The sequence below is a fragment of the Roseateles saccharophilus genome (genome assembly GCF_004342485.1).
GTDB classification, from domain to species: Bacteria; Pseudomonadota; Gammaproteobacteria; order Burkholderiales; family Burkholderiaceae_C; genus Pelomonas; species Pelomonas saccharophila.
Window position 1 is genome coordinate 22,643 of record NZ_SMBU01000022.1, and the last position, 21,345, is coordinate 43,987.

The 21,345-nt window shown below is 64.3% G+C and carries 15 protein-coding genes and 2 pseudogenes; 14 read left to right on the forward strand and 3 right to left on the reverse strand.

From position 1 onward, the window contains the following. The first annotated feature begins 83 nt into the window (after positions 1 to 83). The gene (locus tag EV671_RS16965; RefSeq protein WP_132573878.1) at positions 84 to 875 is read left to right on the forward strand and encodes a hypothetical protein; all 792 of its coding nucleotides are present in this window, start codon (positions 84 to 86) and stop codon (positions 873 to 875) included. Positions 876 to 1,625: 750 nt separating this feature from the next. Here the strand turns inward: EV671_RS16965 and EV671_RS27800 are convergent. Together EV671_RS27800 and EV671_RS16975 are read right to left on the reverse strand one after the other, a co-directional pair. Further along, positions 1,626 to 3,398 carry a methyl-accepting chemotaxis protein gene (locus EV671_RS27800; RefSeq protein ID WP_165917616.1) on the reverse strand — a complete coding sequence of 591 codons (1,773 nt, stop codon included), beginning with the start codon at positions 3,396 to 3,398 and terminating at the stop codon, positions 1,626 to 1,628. 330 nt (positions 3,399 to 3,728) lie between these two features. After that, on the reverse strand, positions 3,729 to 4,469 hold the full coding sequence (locus EV671_RS16975) for a TSUP family transporter (RefSeq protein ID WP_132573880.1): 741 nt from the start codon (positions 4,467 to 4,469) through the stop codon (positions 3,729 to 3,731). Between the two features lie 73 nt (positions 4,470 to 4,542). On the opposite strand from EV671_RS16975, the gene cysC reads away from it, so the two are divergent. The 7 genes from cysC to EV671_RS17015 all read left to right on the forward strand — a co-directional run bounded on the left by cysC (position 4,543) and on the right by EV671_RS17015 (position 11,633). After that, complete coding sequence (gene cysC / locus EV671_RS16980) at positions 4,543 to 5,253, forward strand: adenylyl-sulfate kinase (RefSeq protein WP_415840439.1); 711 nt, start codon at positions 4,543 to 4,545, stop codon at positions 5,251 to 5,253. Then, positions 5,250 to 6,224 carry a hypothetical protein gene (locus EV671_RS16985; protein ID WP_132573884.1) on the forward strand — a complete coding sequence of 325 codons (975 nt, stop codon included), beginning with the start codon at positions 5,250 to 5,252 and terminating at the stop codon, positions 6,222 to 6,224. The genes cysC and EV671_RS16985 overlap by 4 nt, the downstream gene beginning before the upstream one ends. Next, positions 6,221 to 7,282, forward strand: a complete 1,062-nt coding sequence (locus EV671_RS16990; protein ID WP_132573886.1) for a sulfotransferase family protein — start codon at positions 6,221 to 6,223, stop codon at positions 7,280 to 7,282. The genes EV671_RS16985 and EV671_RS16990 overlap by 4 nt, the downstream gene beginning before the upstream one ends. Positions 7,283 to 7,360: 78 nt before the next feature. Next, positions 7,361 to 8,146, forward strand: a complete 786-nt coding sequence (locus tag EV671_RS16995; RefSeq protein WP_132573888.1) for a sulfite exporter TauE/SafE family protein — start codon at positions 7,361 to 7,363, stop codon at positions 8,144 to 8,146. A 745-nt stretch (positions 8,147 to 8,891) separates the two neighbouring features. Then, positions 8,892 to 9,560 carry a methyltransferase gene (locus EV671_RS17005; protein WP_132573892.1) on the forward strand — a complete coding sequence of 223 codons (669 nt, stop codon included), beginning with the start codon at positions 8,892 to 8,894 and terminating at the stop codon, positions 9,558 to 9,560. Between the two features lie 13 nt (positions 9,561 to 9,573). Further along, positions 9,574 to 10,812 (forward strand): sulfotransferase family protein, encoded by a 1,239-nt coding sequence (locus EV671_RS17010; RefSeq protein ID WP_132573894.1) that lies wholly within the window; start codon positions 9,574 to 9,576, stop codon positions 10,810 to 10,812. Further along, positions 10,803 to 11,633 (forward strand): arginase family protein, encoded by an 831-nt coding sequence (locus EV671_RS17015; protein ID WP_243655777.1) that lies wholly within the window; start codon positions 10,803 to 10,805, stop codon positions 11,631 to 11,633. The genes EV671_RS17010 and EV671_RS17015 overlap by 10 nt, the downstream gene beginning before the upstream one ends. Before the next feature lie 265 nt (positions 11,634 to 11,898). Here the strand turns inward: EV671_RS17015 and EV671_RS27485 are convergent. Continuing rightward, positions 11,899 to 12,158, reverse strand: a pseudogene (locus tag EV671_RS27485) (transposase); the annotation flags it as partial. Between the two features lie 178 nt (positions 12,159 to 12,336). On the opposite strand from EV671_RS27485, the pseudogene EV671_RS27805 reads away from it, so the two are divergent. The 6 genes and pseudogenes from EV671_RS27805 to EV671_RS17055 all read left to right on the forward strand — a co-directional run bounded on the left by EV671_RS27805 (position 12,337) and on the right by EV671_RS17055 (position 21,294). Then, a pseudogene (locus tag EV671_RS27805) lies at positions 12,337 to 13,894 on the forward strand (methyl-accepting chemotaxis protein). A gap of 539 nt (positions 13,895 to 14,433) precedes the next feature. Continuing rightward, complete coding sequence (locus EV671_RS17035; protein ID WP_132573902.1) at positions 14,434 to 15,033, forward strand: response regulator; 600 nt, start codon at positions 14,434 to 14,436, stop codon at positions 15,031 to 15,033. Positions 15,034 to 15,045: 12 nt separating this feature from the next. Beyond that, entirely contained in the window at positions 15,046 to 17,202 is a 2,157-nt protein-coding gene (locus tag EV671_RS17040) for a putative bifunctional diguanylate cyclase/phosphodiesterase (RefSeq protein ID WP_132573904.1), read from the forward strand. A 128-nt stretch (positions 17,203 to 17,330) separates the two neighbouring features. Next, positions 17,331 to 18,647: a response regulator c-di-GMP phosphodiesterase, NosR family gene (nosR, locus tag EV671_RS17045; RefSeq protein ID WP_132573906.1), complete on the forward strand. Its 1,317-nt coding sequence runs from the start codon at positions 17,331 to 17,333 to the stop codon at positions 18,645 to 18,647. Beyond that, complete coding sequence (locus EV671_RS17050; protein ID WP_132573908.1) at positions 18,644 to 19,207, forward strand: response regulator; 564 nt, start codon at positions 18,644 to 18,646, stop codon at positions 19,205 to 19,207. The genes nosR and EV671_RS17050 overlap by 4 nt, the downstream gene beginning before the upstream one ends. After that, complete coding sequence (locus EV671_RS17055; protein ID WP_165917618.1) at positions 19,204 to 21,294, forward strand: ATP-binding protein; 2,091 nt, start codon at positions 19,204 to 19,206, stop codon at positions 21,292 to 21,294. The genes EV671_RS17050 and EV671_RS17055 overlap by 4 nt, the downstream gene beginning before the upstream one ends. Positions 21,295 to 21,345: the final 51 nt, after the last annotated feature.

A 21,345-nucleotide genomic window follows, 5' to 3' on the forward strand; every position in this document is an offset into this window, starting at 1 on the left:
GGATGGTAGGTCGTGAATCTGCTGCCCGATGGGTGGATGCCGCTACGCTACATGGCGTATGCAAAAAACAACGCTCTCAGCCTGTGATCGCGCCGAGCCTGACGACCGTTGGACTGCTGCTGGCTCTGCTGGCGCCGCCGGCCGTCGCCAACGGTTGTCCAAGCCAGCTTCGCATCGGCGTCGTCGACTATGAGTTGCGCCCGCTGGTGCTGGCCGGCGGGCGCGGAGTCGCGCCGCAGGGACGGCTGATCGACTGGGTGAGGCAGGCTGTGTCGCGCAGCGGATGCTCGCCGACACTGAGCTTCGAGCGCATGCCGATACGGCGCGGCCGCGTCGAACTGGAGCGTGGGAGCATAGACATCTGGGCCGTTGCGCTGGTCGACGGCAGCCTTCACGAGCAGGGAGCGCTGCCGATGGCGCGCGGCCAGTCCGACGCCATGCTGGGCTTCTACCGCGCCAGCTACTCGCTGTATGTACTGACCGGCGAGACCCGCGTCAGTTGGGACGGCGACATTCTCAGTGGGCCGGCCGAGTTCAGCGTCGGCATAGCACCGGTGCAGGCTCTGGCCGAGGTGAGCCGCGACAAGGGCTGGACGGTGGATCGCGCCCCGGACACGCCCGGCGCACTGGCCAAGTTGCTATCGGGCCGCCATCTGGTGGCCATCCTGCCCGACCCGGCGATCGCGGCCCAGCTTCCCGAGGTGACGCAAAAGCTGCGCCGCCTATCGCCACCGGTATTGACCACCTGGTACCACTCGCCCGCCAGCAAACCCTTCGCGGCCCACTACCCCGACTTCATGCACAGCTATTGGCTGGAGTTGTGCCGCATCGGCCGTGCCGAGCAACGAGAGGGCCTGCCCTGCCGGGAACCTTGAGCCTGTCAATTGCACAGCAGCCGCTCGCCGGTGGCTGGCGATGACATCTCGCAAGGTGTTGGCGGTTGTCAGGATTCGCGCCTATTCGGCGGTGAGGACGCGGTTTTGAGCTTGAGCCAGTAGCCGGCGCGAGAAGCGGCGGAGCCCCCGCGGGGGGGGGCTCAGGTCAATGGGATGAGGGATGCGCCAGCGACGGCGGAGACGTTAAAACGGCGCCTCCGGGTCCAGAGCAGGCGGCGTAGTCGTCGGGGACGAGTTGGTCGCGCCAGGCTTGCTGGATCCGCGAGCTGTATTGGGCCCACAACAGCTCACGCAGGGCCTGCAGGCACTCGAAGACGGCCGACAGCCAAATATGCCGACACGTACCTGGCCGCCTTCACCTACCGCTTCGACTTGCTCGGCTTGGTCGCCTGTCTCATGCAGCGAATCCCGACAGTCGTCGTAGAAGCGTTGCGAACACAACGCTGGCGGAATGCCCTCGATGCCGTAGCCGTCGACCATCAAGACGTCCATGCGATGAGGGGCCGAGCGCGCGAAATCCGCGCCGTCGCCTCTGCGCACCGAAAACCGAGCATCGTCAGGCGGCACATGAAACATGTCTCTGAGCGCGATCACATGCGGATTGATCTCGACGACGTCGATGCGCGCCGCCCCTGTTGCGGCAAGACCTGGCCCATGACTGCACGGCGGCGACGCCCCCACATGCGAGCGCCGTCGGCAGTCCGGCAAACTCGGTCGCTTGAGCCGGAGCTAGAACGACGTCCACTCGCCCTTGTCGGCCTCGGCGACGACGACGCCGGCAAAGGCGGGTCTAGCGGCCTTCTTCAGGGTGGGCTTGACCGCGAGTTCAGCCTTGGCAAGCTTGGGCTTGAGCGCAGCCGACGCCGGCGGGTTGGCTCCCCCCCGGGGCCGTTCAGTAGGCACATCGAGCTTGAAGGTGGCCACCTTCTCGGCAAGCTGCCGGGCTTGGATGCGCAGGCTTTCGGCTGCCGCGGCGCTCTCCTCGACGAGAGCCGCGTTTTGTTGCGTGACCTGGTCGAGCTGAGTGACGGCCTCGCCGACCTGGGCGATCCCCTTGCTCTGCTCGCTGCTGGCCGTGCTGATCTCGCTGATCAGATCGGCGACCCGCCTGACCTGGTCGACCACCTCGCCAATGGTGCGGCCGGCTTCGCCGACCAGTGCGTTGCCGGCCTCGACACGCTCGACGCTGCTGCCGATCAACGTCTTGATTTCGCGCGAGGCCTCGGCGCTACGCTGAGCCAAGGTACGCACCTCGCCGGCCACGACCGCGAAGCCGCGCCCCTGCTCCCCGGCACGCGCAGCTTCGACAGCCGCGTTCAACGCCAGGATATTGGTTTGGAAGGCGATGCCGTCGATGGTGCCGATGATGTCGGCGATCTTCTTCGAGCTCGTCGTGATCTGGTCCATCGTTTCGATGACCTGACTCATGACTTGGCCGCCGTTGCCGGCCATGCGAGCGGCGCTGTCGGCCAATTGGGCGGCCTGGCTAGCGGTATCGGTGTTGTGGTTGACGGTCGCGCTGAGCTCTTCCATCGATGCGGCCGTCTGCTGCAGATTGCTGGCCTGCTCCTCGGTGCGCTGGCTCAGCTCGGCGTTGCCCTGGGCGATCTGACCGCTGGCCGTCGCGACACTGTCCGCATTGCCACGCACCGTGCCAACGATGCCAACGAGGCCGTCATTCATGCGTTGCAGCGCACCGAGCAGTTGGCCGGCCTCGTCCTTGCGCGTCGTCGCCAGCCGCAGCCGCAGGTCGCCCGAGGCCACCGTTTCGGCCGCCGCGACGGCCTCACGGATAGGCGCGACGACGGAGCGTGTGATCAACAGGGCCATCGCCGCGCCGATCATCACGGCCGCTCCGGCGGCCACCAGGACAGCCACCGAAGCGAAGGCCACCGAAGCGTCGGCAGCCCGGGCCGACTCACGCATCAGCCCTCGCTGGAAATCGACCAGCGCATCCAATGTCGCGAAATAGTGTCGTTGGCTCGTTCGGACCTCGCCCAGCAGCGCGTCGCGAGCGGCGTCCTTCTGCTGTTGTTGCGCAAGGTCCAACGCCCGCTGCATCGACGAGGTATAGCCTGCCCTCGCCTCCTTGGCCGCGGCCATCAGTTTCGCCCCCTCGCCGTCAACGATGGTCTGCTGCAGTTTCTCGTACAGCTCGACCGTGCTCTTGCGGTTGGCCGCGATGGTGCTCATCTCCTGCTTCATCGCGTTCTCGTCGTTCAAGAGCATGATGTTGCGCACCGCCCGAGCCGTGAGATTGGCGTTGTTCTTGATCGCCATGAGCTGTTCGACCTTGACGATCCGGTCATTGACCATGACCGTCAACTGGTCGTTGATCTGCCAGAGCTGCACGCGGGCATAGCCCGCCAACAGCACGCAAAAGCCAATGGAAATCGCGAAGGCCATGCCGAGGCGCTGGCCGATGCGCAGGTCAGTCAGGAATCCCATCGTTCTCTCTCCCTGGTGGCTAAACGGCCAAATACATTGGCCACTCGAACGCATATCATGACTGCTAGCGGTGCGACTGGTGTGAGTCGGTGCCAGTCTTTTTCGTCACTTGTCACATACGCAGCCGACCCGCAGCCCAACTCGAAGACCAAGGCCGCCTGCGCCAATGGCTACGCCCGTGTCTTCGGGCCCTTCGCTACGGCCGAAGTCTCCTCGACCAACGCTACGCCTTCTTGCGTGACCTGATCCATCTGGCTCCACGGTGCCCCGGCTTGCTCGATGCCAGCGCTTTGCGCTGACGTGACGCGACTGATCTTTCCCGCAATGAATGCCGGCGCACCTCATTGGGGCACGATCGCGAAAGGCCCTTCGATAGCCGATTTCTCACCTCGCGCCATGCACCAGCAATACCGCGCCGGCCAACATCAGCAAAAGCGCGACGAACCTTCGGATCTGAATTGAACCCACACGTAACGGAAAGCGCCTCTGCACCCTACTGACGCCGTAGACGATGGGCACGGCGCACAGACTCAGCAGCAGCGCCTCCCGCGAAAATCGCCCGACGGCCAGCACCAATATGAGGCGCACCAGGCTATTGACAGCGACCGCCACGAACAAGCATTGTCGAATCGCCTCTTGCGGCAGCGGTTGTCGATACATGTGGAACACGAGCGGAGGTCCCGCCGCGGAGAAGAGACCGCCCAACAACCCGGACAACGCGCCCGCCACGCCATAGGAGAGCGGCATTGACATCGAGGCTCGCGTGCGCTGCTGAACGAGCAGCAGCGCGGCACAGGCGATGATGGTCGCCCCCAGCATCAGCCCCAGTAGCTGCACGGCATTGCTGCTGAGCCAGCCCAGAAGCAGCACGCCGAACCCTACCCCCACGAGGCCGCCCGGCAGGGCCGGCAACACGACACGCCATTGCGGTGTCAGCGGATGCGCGCGCAAGTACACGATCGCGTTGAGCAGTCCAAGCACCGTGGCTGCGTTGGCTGCATCGCCCACCGAGGCGAGCTGCAAAAGACTGCTCAGCGTCAGAAGCACCAGCGCGAATGCAAATCCGGTGAGTCCTTGCAGATACGTCGCAAAACCGACACAAATGGCGAAGAGGAAATAGTTCACGAACGCCGCAACTTGAAATCAGTGCGCGACAGTGCAGGCGCGCGAATTTCGCTGCAGTCCCCGGTCGAATTCCATTGACAGCGACTCTCCTGCGGAGGAGCATAACGCCGCAAGACAATGGCAGGGAGTGCCGACCATGCAACCGACGCGCGAGCCGCTGGATGCCGTCCGTGTGCCTGCGCGCGCGACGCAAATCAATGTATTCCGGCATCCAAGCCATGTCTTGCTGGAACATCGAGAGCGCCTGTTGAACCAGCGGCCCGCCACGGTATGGCTCACGGGGTTGAGCGGAGCTGGCAAGTCCACCTTGGCCTACGAGATGGAGCGCCGTCTGCTCGGCAAGGGCAGCCTGGCTTTCGTGCTCGACGGCGACAACCTGCGCCACCATCTCAATCGAGACCTCGGCTTCACCGCCCAGGACCGCCACGAGAACATCCGCCGCACCGCCGAAGTGGCCTCGCTGATGAACGACGCAGGGTTGATCGTCTTCAGCGCGCTGATATCGCCGCACCGGGCAGACCGCGCCATGGCGCGCGCCATCATCGGAGACGAGCGTTTCGTCGAGGTTCATGTCAGCGCAGACCTGCAGGTCTGCGAGGAGCGCGACCCCAAAGGCTTGTACGGAAGGGCGCGCGCCGGTCTCATCACTCATTTCACCGGCATCTCCGCACCTTACGAGGCGCCCGAGGACCCCGCCCTGCGTATCGACACGAGTCAGCTTGATCTCCATCAGTCAGCCGACCAGCTGATGAGCTACCTGTGCGAACGCGGGCTCGTCCAGTGAACGACCACGCCTACGACCTGTTCAACGGCGATGCCGACGGCATCTGCGCACTGCATCAGCTTCGCATGGCCGAACCACGCGAGGCGACGCTCGTCACCGGCGTGAAGCGAGACATCGAGCTGTTGCGCCACTTGCCCGCTGGAGAAGCGGCGGATGCCACGGTGCTGGACCTCTGCTTCGACCGCAACGAAACCGGTGTGCGCCGCGTGCTGGACGCCGGCGGCCGCGTGCACTACATCGACCACCACGCCGCCCACAACCTCTTCGAACATCCGCGCTTGACCAGCCTCATCGACACGTCGAAGGGCGTTTGCAGCGCGCTACTCGTCGATCAACATGTGGGCGGGCGGTTCAGGGACTGGGCCATCGTCGGCGCATTCGGCGACAACCTGCTCGGCGTCGCGGGCGCATTGGCGCAGCAACGCGGGCACGACGAGCCGGCGACGGCGTGCCTGGGGCGCCTTGGCCTGCTGCTGAACTACAACGCCTACGGCGAAACGGCCGAAGACCTGCACCTGCACCCTCGAGTGCTCTACGAGGCGCTGCACGAGTTCGAGAGCCCCTTCGACTTCATCGACCATGCGCCGGAATACGGGCATCTCGCTGAAGGCTACGAGCTCGACAGGCGCGGCCTGGCCTCACTGCGGCCATACCGGCAGGACGACACGGGCGAGCTGTACCTGTTGCCTGGCGAGCCGTGGGCACGTCGGCTCGCCGGCACGTTGGCCAACCAGCGCGCCGCGCTGTACGCGCGCAAGTCCATCGCCGTGCTCACCAGCCGCACCGACGGCGGCTACCTCGCCAGCGTGCGTGTCGCCGCGAATTGCACTGCCGGCGCCGATGTCCTGTGCCGTCGTTACCCCGGCGGCAACGGGCGCTCGGCGGCAGCCGGCGTCGACCAGTTGCCCGATTCGGCGTTGGACGGCTTCATCGCCGACTTCTTTCTGCACATCAAGGGAGATCACAAATGACTTCGACCGAGAATCGCGGCGGCTCGCGCCGCCCGCGCCCGCTGCTGATGGTGCCGTTACGCCGCTGCGGTAGCCATGCCTTGCGGCTGCGCCTGAACTTCAACCGCGAGTTCTACTCACCCTACCCGCTGCACATCATCGACTTCATGCCGCTCGTGCCGATGTACGGCGATCTCGATGACGACCGGAACTATTTCCAGCTCGTGGTGGACGTGGTGGGCCTGCAGGCGGCCAGCATGGTCAAGTGGCCCGGGGTCGTGTTCGACCCTGCCGAGGTCTTCGATGCCATCCAGGCTCAATCACGCAGCGTGCATCGCGTCGTGTGGGAGTTGTTGCTGCGCGCCGGCGAGCACCATGGCGCGAAGATCGTCATGGACAAGTCGCTCGACAGCGTGCACTACGCGACCGAGCTGATGCAGATCTTCCCCGACATGCTGTTCCTCAACGTCGTGCGGGACCCGCGCGCGCAGGTGGCGTCGATGAACCGAGCGATCATCCACGACTTCGACACCACACTGAACGCGAAGACATGGGTCGAGGCCCACGACGCAGGTCGCGCGCTCGCCCAGCGACATCCCGAGCGCGTGCTGACCATCCGCTACGAAGACTTCCTGTCCGACCAGGAGCGAACGCTGAGAAACGTCTGCGTCTTCATGGGCATCGAGTTCCTGCCGCAAATGCTGGACGTGGCCGACTCGCAGGAGGCGCAGCAACTGTCGAAGATGTCCGATCTGTGGAGCTCGAACTGCTTCGCACCCATCCCGGCCAACAAGGACAAGTTCAAGAGTCAGCTCAGCGGCGACGAGATCGAGACCATCGAGACCGTGGCTCGCGAGCACATGCTGCATTACGGTTACGAATTCATGACCGGGGCCCAGAGCGCACTGCCCAACGAGAGCGCACTTGCCAGCTGCCAAGATCGCTCCGCGCGCGGGCGTGCACAAGCATGGCGACAGCTTGCGCAGAACAACTACCGTGACCACGCGCTTCGCCGCTTCCGCGCAGATTACCTGGCGCGCCTGCGCGACGGCCTGCAGGCCCACTCGAATCCCACCTGATCCCCGCCGACCGAGCGCTCGTCAGCGCTTTGGCCCTCGTCTCGCTCATCTCATTGCACAGCAGAGGAAGGCCCTGCCATGGACTGGACGATCGCGTTCGCCGGCTTTGGTGTCGGCGCATTGGTGGGCATGACCGGTGTGGGTGGCGGCTCCCTGATGACGCCGCTGCTCGTGCTGCTATTCGGTTTCGCGCCCACGACTTCCGTTGGCACGGACTTGTGGTTCGCAGCCATCACCAAGCTCGTGGGCGCGGCTGTCCACCACAAGCGTGGCGGCATCGACTGGCAGGTGCTGTGGCGCTTGAGCTTGGGCAGCCTTCCCGCAGCCGTGCTCACGTTGCTGTGGCTTCATCACAGTGGGGCTGAGCGCATCCATCAAGGGACGATCGTCAACGCTCTTGGTGGTGTGATCCTCGTGACTGCATTCGCAATCCTGTTCAAGAAAAGGGCTCTGGCTGCAGCGCGGTCCGTGAGCCAATACATGCCCAAGTGGCGCGCGCTGGCCTCGCCCTCGGCGATGACGGTGGTGGCCGGAACGATCCTCGGCGTCCTGGTCACGCTGACGTCCGTAGGCGGAGGAGCGCTGGGCGTAGTAATGCTGATGCTCCTCTATCCGACGCGCATGAAACCGGCCGAGCTGGTTGGCACCGACATCGCGCATGCGATACCGCTCACGCTGATCGCCGGCACCGGGCACTTGATGCTCGGCCACGTGGATTTCGCGCTGCTGGGTCAACTGCTGCTGGGCTCAATCCCCGGCGTCGTTCTCGGCTCGCTAGGGGCGGCCCGTGCGCCGGAGACACTGATACGCAGCGCCATCGCCCTCACCCTGATGCTTGCGGGCGGCAAACTGCTTGCAGCCTAGAACCTAACTGTGAATCATGTCCGGCGCCACGCCGCAAGCGGCCCAAGGCGCACTCGATGCCGCGCTCCGCGCCGAACCGCCTCGGCGGGCCACCGTCGAGGATCTGGAGCAGCTGGACGAGGTCCATGTCGACGTCATCGCGGCCCCGCTACACGTACACGACCGAAGAGTGGATTGCCGTGTTCATCGCCCACTTCGGAATGAGCGACCACTGCGAATCGCACGAGAAGAGGCCCCGGCCGCCACGCACCGATGGCTCGCTGTGGCAAGCGGCGCGTGTCCGATCGCCGCGGCCCACCAGCAGATCCGGGACGGGTCAAGGCGTCGCGCGCACGAATCGAGCCGAGCGGCGAACAGTGGAACGCCGGCGCCCGCAGGTGCCCCCAGCATGCTCGCGATGCCGGTAACGCCCATGGAGCATGGACATGCAACTGAAATCTGGCAGACCTGGACAACATCATCGCCTGGCGAAGGGGGCGGCTGGAGGCGCAGTGGTTCCGGCTCGGCCCTGCGAGCCCCTTCCACCCCGGCAAGGCTTGCAGTGACTGCAGCGCAAGGAAGGTGCGTTCCGCACGCAGTCAGTTTCTCCGCAGGCATCTTGCGAACTCATCGGAATCAGGCGAAGCTAGCGGTCAACGAATTTTGAGGTTAGCGGCCAAAGGCCGAGTCAGGCGACGTGGGGCAAGGGGCTCGAGGGCCCGCGCCAATTCCATCGCATCGCTGACGGACCTCTTGGAGGTGGCAGATGGACTTGGCCAGCTTTACCGACCATTGGCAGGCGCAGCGGCAGCGGCTCTTCAAATCGGTACCGCCCGAAGGCCGCAAGGTCCGCTATCTGGACAAGGAGTTCCTGGTTTACCCCGACACCTTCTGGCCTTTCGCCGACAGCCTGCCTTTGGTCAGGCATTTCAAGGTCGGGTCGGGTGAAAGCGTGCTTGACGTGGGCACCGGCTCGGGTGTCATCGGCGTCTTTGCCTGCTACCGGGGGGCGGGGCGCGTCGTCGGGGTGGACGTCAATCCGGCAGCCATCCGGAGTGCCACCCACAATGCCCAGGCGCACGGCTTCGCCGGCACGATGCAGGTGCTGCAGTCCAACCTGTTCGAAGCGCTGGGTGATGAACAGTTCGACGTCATCACCGCCAACCTGCCGTTTCGGAACAAGCCCGCGCATGACATGGTGGCCATGTCGCAGTGGGACACGGACTTCAAGACCAACACCGGCTTTTTCGAGGGCGTGGGCCGGCACTTGAAACCCAAGGGGCGCATCTACTTCGTGCAGTCCAACTTCGGCGAAATCGAGGCCATGAAATGCCTCGCGCAAGCAGCGGACCTGCAGACCACGGAACTCGCTAGCGAATCGACCGACGAAACCCGGCGTCAGCAGTTCTTCGTCTTCGAGATGACCCGGGCCTGACACTGCGTTTACCGTGGACAGCTTTCTACTGGCCATCACGTCGCGCCGCGACGTTCCCAGTTCCGAACTGGACTTGATGGTCCGCAGAGTGGTGGTCATCTTGTCGGGTTCGCGCGGCGGGTCCAGCCTGTTCAAGGAGACTCTGGCCCTTCATCCCCGCATCGCTTCGCTGGATGGGGAGTTGGATCCCTTGCTGATCTTGTCCGGCAACGGATTCAACCAGAACTCCGACAGCGATTGCATCGAATGGATCGCCAACGCGGCGGAGCTGACCAGCAACATCCTGGACGAGCTTTCCTTTGCGTCGGCAGACCTTCTCGACACCGAACTGTTGCTGAGGAAATGGAAGAACCGGCTGCCGCTGCAGTTCCCTTTGCACTTTCTCGACCCCGACACCTATCGCCGGCTGGAGCAGTCGCTGGAAGCGGCGTTGAGCCAGTTCGACCATGACGATCATCGCAGCGAGGCCGAGCTTCAGGAGCTTGTGCTCCGGGCCGTTTTCGGGGACGAGCCCTGGCGGATCAGCTACTACGACGGAAAGGCCGCTCCAGGATCGAACCTGCATTTCGACGAGCCACTGAAGATCGAGGAACCACCCTTCGTGGTGCCCACGCTCCGGCGGCGTGCCTTCGGCCTGGCTGACGTGCAGGACGCGGTACTCCTGTTCAAATCCCCGTCCGATGCCTACCGCATCGGCATGTACGAACAGCTGTTCCCCAATGCCGAGGTGACCTATATCCACCTGACTCGCGGCTTTGCTCAGTCCGTCAACGGCCTGATGGATGGATGGCTCTACCCACTCGGATTCTTTTCGCACGATCTCAGCAAGATTGGCTGCGAACTCGACATCCCGGGGTACTCGGACACCACACCCTTTGGGCGCAAATGGTGGAAGTTCGACCTGCCGCGCAACTGGCGGTACTTCACGAACTCGAAGCTGGAAGAGGTGTGCCTGAACCAGTGGTACTCCATTCACGATGCCATCCTGCAAAGCGGCGTCTGCACCTTGCGTGTCTCCTTTGAAGACTTCATCGCCAAACCCGCCGCGACGTTGAAGCTGATCACGGATCACCTGGACCTGCCCGCGATGGCCTTGCCAGCCGTGCTGCCTGTCAGGATGGCCACCGAGCCGCCTCGTTCGAGGCGCTGGCACAAAAGAGGTCGCCTGCTGATGGACCTTGGGCAGCGGGACGAGGTTCCCGAAATGATGGACAGGCTCGGTTACCCGATGGACCCCGACGCATGGCTGTGAACGCAAGGCTTCTGCTGCCCTACCTGATGGGCCAACGCCGCGACGGCCTTCGCCGCGTGCTCGACATCGACTGTCATCCCTGGGAGGTGCTGGCGCCGGAGCGACTGCACCACACGCGCATCGCCGACCCTGTTGCCAAGCTGCAAAGCCTCGGCTCGCTCTACGCGCTGCAGGCCGCACGCGTCGCCGCACTGACCCGCAGCGGAATGCGGCCGGTCTGCTTGGCGGGCGACTGCGTCGCCAGCCTAGGCATGTTGGCCGGCTTGCAACAAGCCGGACAGCCGCCCGAGCGCGTCCTTTGGTTGGACGCCCATGGTGACTTCCACACCTGGTCCAGCACGCAGACCGAGTACATCGGCGGCATGCCGCTGGCCATGTTCGTCGGCCGCGTGGACCACGACTCCGATCCGCGCAGCCAGGCGGCACTCGCCTGTCTGGCCACCATCGGCGTGCAGGCCTATCCGCAGTCGCAGATCGTTCTTGCCGATGCGCGCGACCTCGATCCCGGCGAGCGGGAAGCCCTGCTGGAGTCTCAGATCCAACGTTGCGACGTCGGCGCTGTCCTGGAGCACCTGCAGCCGCGAGAGCGGATCTATGTGCACTGGGACACCGACGTCATCGACGATCAGGCTCAAATGCCGGCGCTCAAATACCATGTCCAACGCGGACCGAGTGCCGCCGACATGGCCGCTCTTTTCGAGGCCCTGCGGGCTTGCAACATCGTTGCAGTCTCCGTCTCCGCCTGGCATGCGGAGCGGGACGAAGACGACATGACCGCCAGGGCTTGCCTGAACCTGTTGAACACGCTGATCGCCCCATGACGCCTCGCCTGCTGGGGAGGCCCGGCGCGAAACCGATGCCGAAGCAAGGGCGCAAGCCCAACAGCACCGGTGTGCCGCTCGGGATTGCACGAGGAATACCTGACACCCTCCCCTGACGCGTTTCGTGAGACGGTCACCCACCAGCATCGTCGAACCCGAACCAGCATCGTTGGACCCAAGGCAGTTAGTCTTGTGAGGCCACGCTTAAGCTCAATGGGGCTCGGCAGAGCTCCATATGCGTCGAGCTGCTCTCGGCCAACATCTGGGCCTTGCCGGCATGCGCCAGGGCATTCCTCATGAAATGCAAGCGGCAGCACTGCCGGCTTGCTTTGAGCCCCCTGCTGGCGGCCGCTTTGACGCCCTGGTGGCTGTCGCTGACATGAGCTTCCGCCGCGCAGCCCGCGGCGGTTGAGGCCGCGCAGGAACTCGGCCAAGAAGAGTTCGGCTTCGCTGGCGCCGACCTTCAGCCCAAGCACCTCGCGCTCGCCGTCGGCGTTGACCGCCCATGGCAACCATGACGGCCAAGTCCGATTCGCGTGACGTAGTTCCTTTGTATTTCAAGCGGCGGAGCGCTCAATGGCGTCGTCGTGACTAATGTGACATTCGGAACTTACGTGACGACCCGAATCAGGCCGCCGGATCCGGCCTAAGCACAGACCGAAGCGGGAAGACGCTCCGGCGTGCACCGCCCGAAAGGCTTGCCATGCGCACCAACCTTCCCATCACTCAACGCGAATTCGACTTTCCAGCCGGCGTCACCCTCATGTCGACGACAGACACTCACAGCCGCATCAACTATGCCAATGCAGCGTTCATTGGGGTCAGCGGCTTCGACCGTGATGAGCTCATGGGCCAGCCGCACAACCTTGTGCGACACCCTGACATGCCGACACAGGCTTTTGCGGACATGTGGGCCACACTCAAGGCCGGAGAGTCCTGGACGGCGCTGGTCAAGAATCGTCGCAAGAACGGCGACCACTATTGGGTGCGCGCCAACGCCACGCCGGTCATCCGCAACGGTCAAACGACCGGCTATATGTCCGTGCGCACGAAGCCCAGTCGCGAAGAGGTGGCCCAAGCCGAAACGCTCTACCGGGAACTCCGCGAAGGCCGTGCCAGCCACAGGGCATTTCGCCAGGGCCTCGTCGTCCGCACCGGCCTGTTGGGATGGATGTCAGCCTTGCAGACCATGCCAATACGCTGGCGCATTCGCGTCGCACTCGGCGCGGTCGCGGTGCTCGGAAGCGTCGGTGCGGCCATGTCAGGACTCGCCGGTATTCCCCTGTCGACCTTCGCCACGGGACTGGCTGCCGTGGTCGGAGCCGCGATGGGCTGGCTGGAAGCGCAGATCGCCCGGCCCCTGCAGGTCGTGCAGCGGCAGGCGCTGAGCGTGGCGGCCGGGCAGCCGGGCAGCCGGGGGAGAATATCCATCTGAACCGTGTGGACGAGGTGGGCATGATCCTGCGCGCGGTCAATCAGGCAGGGTTGAACCTGAGGTCCTTGGTCGATGATGTCGACGGGCAGGTTTCTGGGCTGCGAACGCCAGCGCGGAAATCGCGCAGGGCAATGGCGACCTCAGCGCCCGCACTGAACAGGCAGCCTCCAGCCTGCAACAGACTGCTGCCTCGATGGAAGAAATGACCGCCGCGGTCAAGGCCAGCGCCGAATCGGCGCGACAGGCCGTGCAACTGGCAGGTTCGGCCCGAGACGCCGCGGCGAAGGGTGGCGATGTCGTTGGGCAAGTGGTCGAGACGATGCGCCGCATCAGCGAAGCCAGCCATCGAATCTCCGACATCATCGGCGTCATCGACAGCATCGCCTTCCAGACCAACATCCTGGCCCTGAACGCCGCGGTCGAGGCGGCGCGCGCCGGTGACCAGGGGCGAGGCTTTGCCGTGGTGGCAGGAGAAGTGCGCGTTCTCGCGCGCCGCAGCGCGGACGCGGCCAAGGAAATCAAGCAACTGATCGGCAGCAGCGTCGAGCGCGTCGAGGCGGGATCGGACCTTGTCGGTCAGGCCGGCAACCGCATGGAAGAGATCGTGACCCAAGTCCGGCGCGTGACCGACCTCATCAGCGAGATTGGTGCTGCCACCGAGGAGCAGTCGAGCGGCATCGGCCAGGTCAACCAGGCCGTCTCCCAATTGGATGAGGTCACTCAGCAGAACGCGGCGCTCGTCGAACAGTCGGCGGCCTCGGCGCATAGCCTCCAAGGACAGGCAGGACGGTTGGTGGAGGCTTTGGCCGTCTTCAGCCGCGCCTGATGCAGTTGCTCCCGCGCCCCCGGGCATCTCCGGGATTGCCCGCAACAAGTCTCCCGCGTTCGTGAAGTAGTTCCTTGGGATCCTGCAGTCGGCGGCGCGCCAATGGAGGCGTCGTGACCAACGTGCCAATTGGAACTTGTGTGACGACTCGGAACGGCTGCCGTATTCAGCCGGCGTTCACAGCCTAACCGGCGCCGAGAAGCGCCGATCGAAAGGACCCACCATGCGTGCCAACCTGCTTGACGGCCAAAGGAGTTCCGGTCTCGCGGCTAATGCTGCTGCCCTTCCGATATCCCGACGTAGCCCAGTCGTGGATGACGTCGGTCGTGCCCAGCCTTTGGACTATCCATGCGACGTGCCATGGCAGCCGACCATGATGGACCAATCCAGTTGGCTCGCGGGGAGGGAGTGGGCTTGGGAGGGCCTCGGCGCACAGGCATCGCAAGCGACGCCTGTCCCGCACGCACCGCGAAGATCTGGGCGCCGCTAACCCAGGGAACAAGCCGCCTCCACTGGGTCACACCAACGCGTCACCGGTCATGCCTCACGAACCCAATCCAGCCCCCCCTTCAGTCCTGACTTCCCGGGAGGCCGGACAGCTTTGCGGCGTCAGCTTTCGCACGGTGATCCGTTGGATCGAGCGCGGCGAGCTGTCGGCGTATCGCCTCCCCGGTCGTGGCGACTATCGGATCGCGCTCTCCGATCTTCGGGATTTCGCGCGGCGGCACGGCCTGCCTGATCCAGCGGCCGCCAGCAGTGCGCCTACCCGTCCCGACCGCATCCTCGTCGCGGACGACGAGCCCTCGATGGCCCGGGCCATACAGCGTGTACTCCGCCCCGCGGGCTACGAGACGCTCGTGGCTACCGACGGTTTCCAGGCCGGCTCGATGCTGCACAGTTTCGCCCCGGCGTTGATGACGTTGGACCTACAGATGCCGGGGCTGGACGGCTTTGGCGTGCTGCGCTTCCTGCGCGACAGCAAGCCACGTCCCGATCTGCGTATCCTGGTCGTTTCGGGCGAATCGGAACAGCGACTGCGTGAAGCGCGCGAACTGGGCGCACATAGGACGCTTGCCAAGCCTTTTGACAACGGGCAGTTGTTGGCGACCGTGCAGGCGCTGCTGGCGGGATCACACTGACGGAGGCGCCTGATGAGCTACCTCAAGGCAAGCTACGACCCCTGGTTGGTCGTCCTGTCGGTCTTCATCGCCAGCTTCGCCTCGTATGTTGCCTTGAACCTCGCTCGCCGCGTGGGCGAACCGGACCGACGGGCCGCAAAGGCCTGGTGGGTCGGTGGCTCCGTCGTGATGGGGACGGGAATCTGGTCCATGCATTTCGTCGGCATGCTGGCGTTCAGTCTGCCGATCGCGATTGGCTACACCGCGCTGCTGACCTTCACCTCCTGGATCGCCGCGGTCGTCGTATCCGGCATCGCGCTGGGTATCGCCGGTCGTGGTGCGCTGACGGGCGGGCGACTTGTGCAGGGGGCGGTAGCCATGGGAGCCGGCATCTGCGCGATGCACTACAGCGGCATGGCCGCAATCGACATGGAGCCCGGCATTGCTTGGGATCCGGGATGGGTGTTGGTCTCTGTCGCTATCGCGGTGGGCGCCTCAGCCACCGCCCTCGTCATCTTCTTCAAACTGGCGCGGCTGGATGGGTTTCGCGGCGCTATGGTGCAAGGGCTCTCCGCGGTCGTCATGGGTCTGGCCATCAGTGGCATGCACTACACCGCCATGGCCGCCGCACGCGTCCCGCTCGACGCCGTTTGCTCGAGCGCCGGAGCGCTCTCCGGGAGCAGGCTGGAGACCCTGGTCGTCATGGTCGCGCTGGCGATGTTGGCATGTACGTGGATTGTCTTGTCGCTGGACGCCCGCACGCAGCGCAAGACGCTCGTGCTTGCGAAATCTCTGCGCCTCTCCAACGAACAACTTGCAAGAGCCAACGAGGAACTGCGCCGCCGCACCTTCGTGGATCCCTTGACCGACCTGCCCAATCGCAAGCTGTTCGAGGACCGACTCGCTCATGCCGTGGCGATCCACAAGCGGCTCGATGACCGCCCGGGGGAACGCGCGCATGGGACGCTGGCCGTGCTCTTCATCGACCTGGACGGCTTCAAGCCCGTCAATGATTCATTCGGCCACGGCGCTGGCGACCTGGTGCTCACGGAAGTGGCGCGACGGCTTGGTCAGAGCGCACGGGCCGGCGATACGGTGGCTCGTGTGGGCGGCGACGAATTCCTGCTGCTGATGGAGGATGTGGGCACGGTCGCCGACTGCACGGCCCTGGCTGCCCGCCTGTGCGAAGCCCTACGCGCGCCGATCAAGCTGGGCGGACAGGCCATCGAGATCTCAGCCTCCATCGGCATCGCCGCTGCACCGGGGCATGGTGAGCGTGATCGCCTCATCGCCCATGCCGACGCAGCGATGTACGCAGCCAAGCGTGCTGGCGGCAACGGCTACACGCTGTTCGAGTCCCGCATGGACGCCGATGCACATGCGCAGCTGAGCCTGCAAGCCGAACTGCGGCATGCCGCCGAGCGCGGCGAGTTGATGCTGTACTACCAGCCCAAGATTGCAGGCCGGGGCGGCCAGATCCACAGCGTCGAGGCCCTGCTGCGCTGGCGCCACCCTCGGCGCGGTTTGATCGGGCCGGCCGAGTTCATCCCGCTGGCGGAGCGTTTTGGCTTCATCGCGCAGGTCGGCCAATGGGTTGTCGAAGAGACCTGCCGACAAATGCACGAATGGAGTGCGCAAGGTGTTCATATCCGCGTGGCCATCAACCTGTCCGCCCAGCAGTTGCGTGATGCAGACCTCGCAGGGAAGATCGGCCGCGCAATCCGGTGTTACGACATCGCCCCTGATCGACTGCTCTGCGAGATCACCGAATCGGCCGCGATGGAAGATGTGGAGTCCACGCAACGCGTATTCGATGGCTTGGCCCGTATCGGCATATTCCTGTCCATCGACGACTTCGGCACCGGCTTCAGCAGCCTGGGCTATCTACGCCGACTCCCGGCCAAGCAGTTGAAGATCGACCGCAGCTTTGTCCAGGATCTGGAAACCAGCCCGGACGCCCGGGCCATCGTCGACGCTGTCGTGCAGCTAGCTCATGCCCTGGGCCTCAAGGTCGTCGCCGAGGGTGTCGAAACCGAAGCCCAGCGAGCCATCTTGGTCGCCCTCGGCAGCGATGAGCTTCAGGGCTACCTGTTCGCACGCCCCATGCCCGCCATGGATTTGCTGGACTGGATGCTGGACCGCACGCCTGTCGGCGATATCGACTTCGCCCCCTCGGTCATTGATGCGTGAACTGCTGCTCAACCGTCGGATGACCATGCCTGACAGTTCGGGAATACGGCAAAAACTAGACAGTCGCGCCACAGCCGGCATGCCTAAACTTCCTTCTCAATGGCAAGGCTAGGTCCAGGGAGAACCGTATGGATTCAATTGCCTCCGATCCACCTGTCGTCCTCTTCGTCGACGACGAGCCCGCCATCCTCAGTGCGCTACGACGCCTCTTCCGGCCGCTGGGTTACCGCGTGCTGCTGGCCGAGAGCGGCCCAGCGGGACTGGATCTTCTGGAGAAGGAGCCGGTCGACCTCGTGGTCTCCGACATGCGCATGCCGGAGATGGACGGGGCGACCTTGTTGGAAAAGGTACGCGAGCGCTGGCCAACGGTCGGTCGCATCCTGCTGACCGGCTATGCCGACATCGCCTCCACCGTCGCCGCAATCAACCGTGGACAAATCCACCGCTATATCGCGAAGCCCTGGGATGACCGCGAGCTCGTGATGTGCGTTCAGGACGGGCTGGAGCGCCGTCGTCTGGAGCAGGAGAACAAGTCACTGCTGCGTCTGACGCGCGAGCAGAACGATGAACTGCAGACCCTCAACGCCAGCCTTGCCGAGCGGGTGAAGGCGCGAACGGGGGAGCTCGAGCAGGTCAATGCCATGCTCGAGACCTCGTTCGCTCAGGTGCAGGAGAACTTCCTGCTCTCGATCAATGTCTTCTCCGGCCTCGTCGAGCTGCGCTCCAGTGGCTTGGCCGGATATTCGCGTCAGGTGGCCGACTTGGCGCGGCGCATTGCACGCCGCCTCAGTGGTGGAGCGATGATGGAGGAGGATGTCTACATCGCCGGGCTTCTGCATGAGATCGGCAAGATTGGGTTTCCGGACCCGCTGTTGCGCAAGCCGCTGTCGGCCATGTCCGGCGATGAGCTGGCTCTGTATCGCCGCCATACCTTGAACGGTGAAGCCGCCTTGCTGCCCCTGGGCCGGCTCCAGCGCGTCGCCCGCTACGTGCGCTCGCATCATGAGCGCATCGATGGCAAGGGCTTCCCGGATGCGCTGAGTGGTGAAGAAGTCCCCCTCGGCGCACAGATCCTCAGCGTATCCAGCGATTTCTACGCCGCCCAGTCGGGACGGCTGTCACTCAAGCGCTACGCCCCGGCAGAAGCACAGGCCCTGATCCGCGGTGGCGCCGAAACACGCTACAAGACCAGTGTCGTCGAAGCCTTCGAACTGGCGCTGGGCGACGAACCCACCGACAAGCCTGACGACCGTCAACTGCAGGCTTACGAGGTCGCCCCTGGCATGGTGCTGTCGCGCGACCTGCTGTCCCCACAGGGTACGCTGCTGCTGGCCGCTGGCTTCGTCTTCGACGCACGCGTCGTCCGGCAGCTGCGCGAGTTTTCCGGTCGCGAGGGTGTGAAGCTCGAGATCTTCGTCAAGCTGCAAGAAGGAGTCCATCCTTGAGCGCACGCATCCTGCTCGTCGACGACGAACCCAACATCCTCGCCTCCCTGCAGCGCCTGATGCGCAACGGTCTCGAGGATGCCGAAGGTGGTCGCTACCAGGTGGAATGCTTCACCGACGCGAGCGCCGCCCTGGCTCGCGCCCTGGAGTGCGCCTTCGCCCTGGTCATCTCGGACCAGCGCATGCCCGGGATGAGCGGGGTGGAATTCCTGACAGCGCTGCGCCAGATCCAGCCCGATTGCGGCCGCATCGTGCTGTCCGGTTACGCGGACCTGAACGCGCTGATGGCGGCCATCAACGAAGCCGCCATCGACCGCTTCATCTCCAAGCCCTGGACCGATTTCGAACTGCTCAGCGCAGTGCGCCAGGTACTGCGCATCCGCGAGTTGACCGTTGAGAACCAGTTGCTGGCCGATCAGGTCCGCCAGCAGCGCGGCGTGCTCAGTGCGCAAGAAGCCGAGATTCGTCGCCTGGAGAAGCTGGAACCCGGAATCACCCATGTCCGATGGGGATGCGATGGCTCCTTCATCCTCGAGGATCCGGGCGAGGTCGCACCATGAACTCCATGCCCTTGAACGGCGATTTCCGGCTCGCCCTGCAGGCGGTGACGACGCCGACGCTGGTGCACGACGCGGACCGGATTCTGCTCGCGAACGCTGCCATGCAGCGCCTTCTTGGCTACGCTGAAGACGAGCTGCAGAAGATGCCGCCTCACGGCTGGGCAGTTGCCGAACATGCGGATGTACTGAAGCGCTATGGCGAGCGCTGCCTGAGCGAGGATGGTGAACTGCCGGCCATCGAGATCGAGGCCAGCACCGGCAGCGGCGCGAATCGGGTGCTGGAGATCAAGGGCCAGCGGGTCGTCTCGGGTGGCCAAGCCTGTGCGGTTCTGAGCGGGGTGGATCTCAGTGACATCCGCCACGTGCAGAACAGCTTGTACGACATGGGCCGCGTGCTCACCCAAATCCTCGAGAACAGCCCGGTTGCAACCTTCGTCATCGACAAGGCGCACCGGGTCACGCACTGGAATTCCGCCTGCGCCCAGACGACGGGCCGCGATGCGTCCTACATGCTGGGCCGCGAAGATGCCTGGCGCGCCTTCTATCCCCGGCACAGACCTTTGTTGGCGGACCTGATCGTGGACGGTCTCGTAGAGAGGGAAAGCCAGTACTTGTACGGGGGGCGCTGCCATCGGTCACCCCACATTTCCAACGCCTTCGAGGTCGAGAGTTTCTTCCCCGACTTCGGCGAAGGGGGGCGTTGGCTCTTCTTCACGGCCGCACCGATCAGCGACATGCAGGGGCAGATCATCGGCGCCATCGAGACGCTGCAGGACGTCACACGCCGCCGCCAGGCCGAGGACGAACTACGCCGTCATCGGAGCGAACTCGAGAACATGATCGCCGATCGCACGGCCGAGCTGCTCAGCACCCACCATGAACTCGAGGCCTTCCTGGAGAACGCGTCGGTCGGGATCATCGCGACGGCGAACAACCGCGTACAGCGGGGAAACAAGAAGTTCGTCGAGATGTTCGAACTTGGCGACATTCCAGCGCACGGCTTGGAGACACGTCGCCTGTTCAAGAGCGACGACGATTTCATGGCTTTGGGGCGCATTGCCCACCCGGTGCTGTCCCAGGGCGACTCACTGCTTCACGAGATGGAGGTTTGCACGCTGGCCGGGCATCGCTTATGGGTGCAGATCATTGCCTATGTCGCCAATCCTTCGGAGCCTGATGCCGGCACATGGTGGCTGTTGCAGGACCGCACCGAAGTGCGCCGGGTGCAGCGTGAGCTGGAGCTGAACTACGAACGCATCAAGCAGACCAATTCGCGCCTCGAAGAGGCGCAGAACCAGTTGCTGCAGTCCGAAAAGATGGCATCCATCGGACAACTCGCCGCCGGCGTCGCCCATGAGATCAACAACCCCATCGGATTTGTCAGCTCCAACCTCGGTTCGCTGCGCGGCTACATCGAGCCCGTGTTCGGCCTGCTGAAGCTTCTCAAGCGCCTGCCTGCTGCCGCACTGCCATCCGAACTCAGCGCAGAGCTCAGGCGTGTCGATGCAGCCGTCGACCTGGATTTCGTGCAGGAGGATTTGCCCCAGTTGCTCGATGAGAGCGAGGAGGGTTTATCACGGGTGAAGAAGATCGTTCAGGACCTGAAAGACTTCTCTCGCGTCGACCACGCCGACTGGCAGGACGCCGATCTCAATGCCGGCTTGGACTCCACCCTCAACGTCGTCATGAACGAGGTCAAGTACAAGGCCGAGGTGCGCAAGAACTATGGTGTCCTGCCACCCGTTCGCTGCATCGCGGCCCAACTGAACCAGGTCTTCATGAACCTGATCGTCAACGCGGCCCATGCCATCCCCGAGCGCGGCACGCTCACTTTGAGCAGCCGTGCGGAAAACGATTGGGTCTGCATCGAGGTCGCCGACACCGGGACCGGCATGACCGAGGAGGTCAAGCGCCGCATCTTCGAGCCCTTCTTCACGACCAAGCCTGTCGGGAAGGGCACAGGCCTGGGCCTGTCCCTGTCCTTCTCCATCGTGCAAAAGCATGGTGGCCGTATCGAGGTGGACTCCGAGCCTGGTGTCGGCACGCGCTTTTACGTCTGGATTCCTGTGCGCCCTGCCCAGTCGTGATGATCATCACCTTGAACTTCGCCCACTACCTGTCTTCACGTCGGCCTCGTC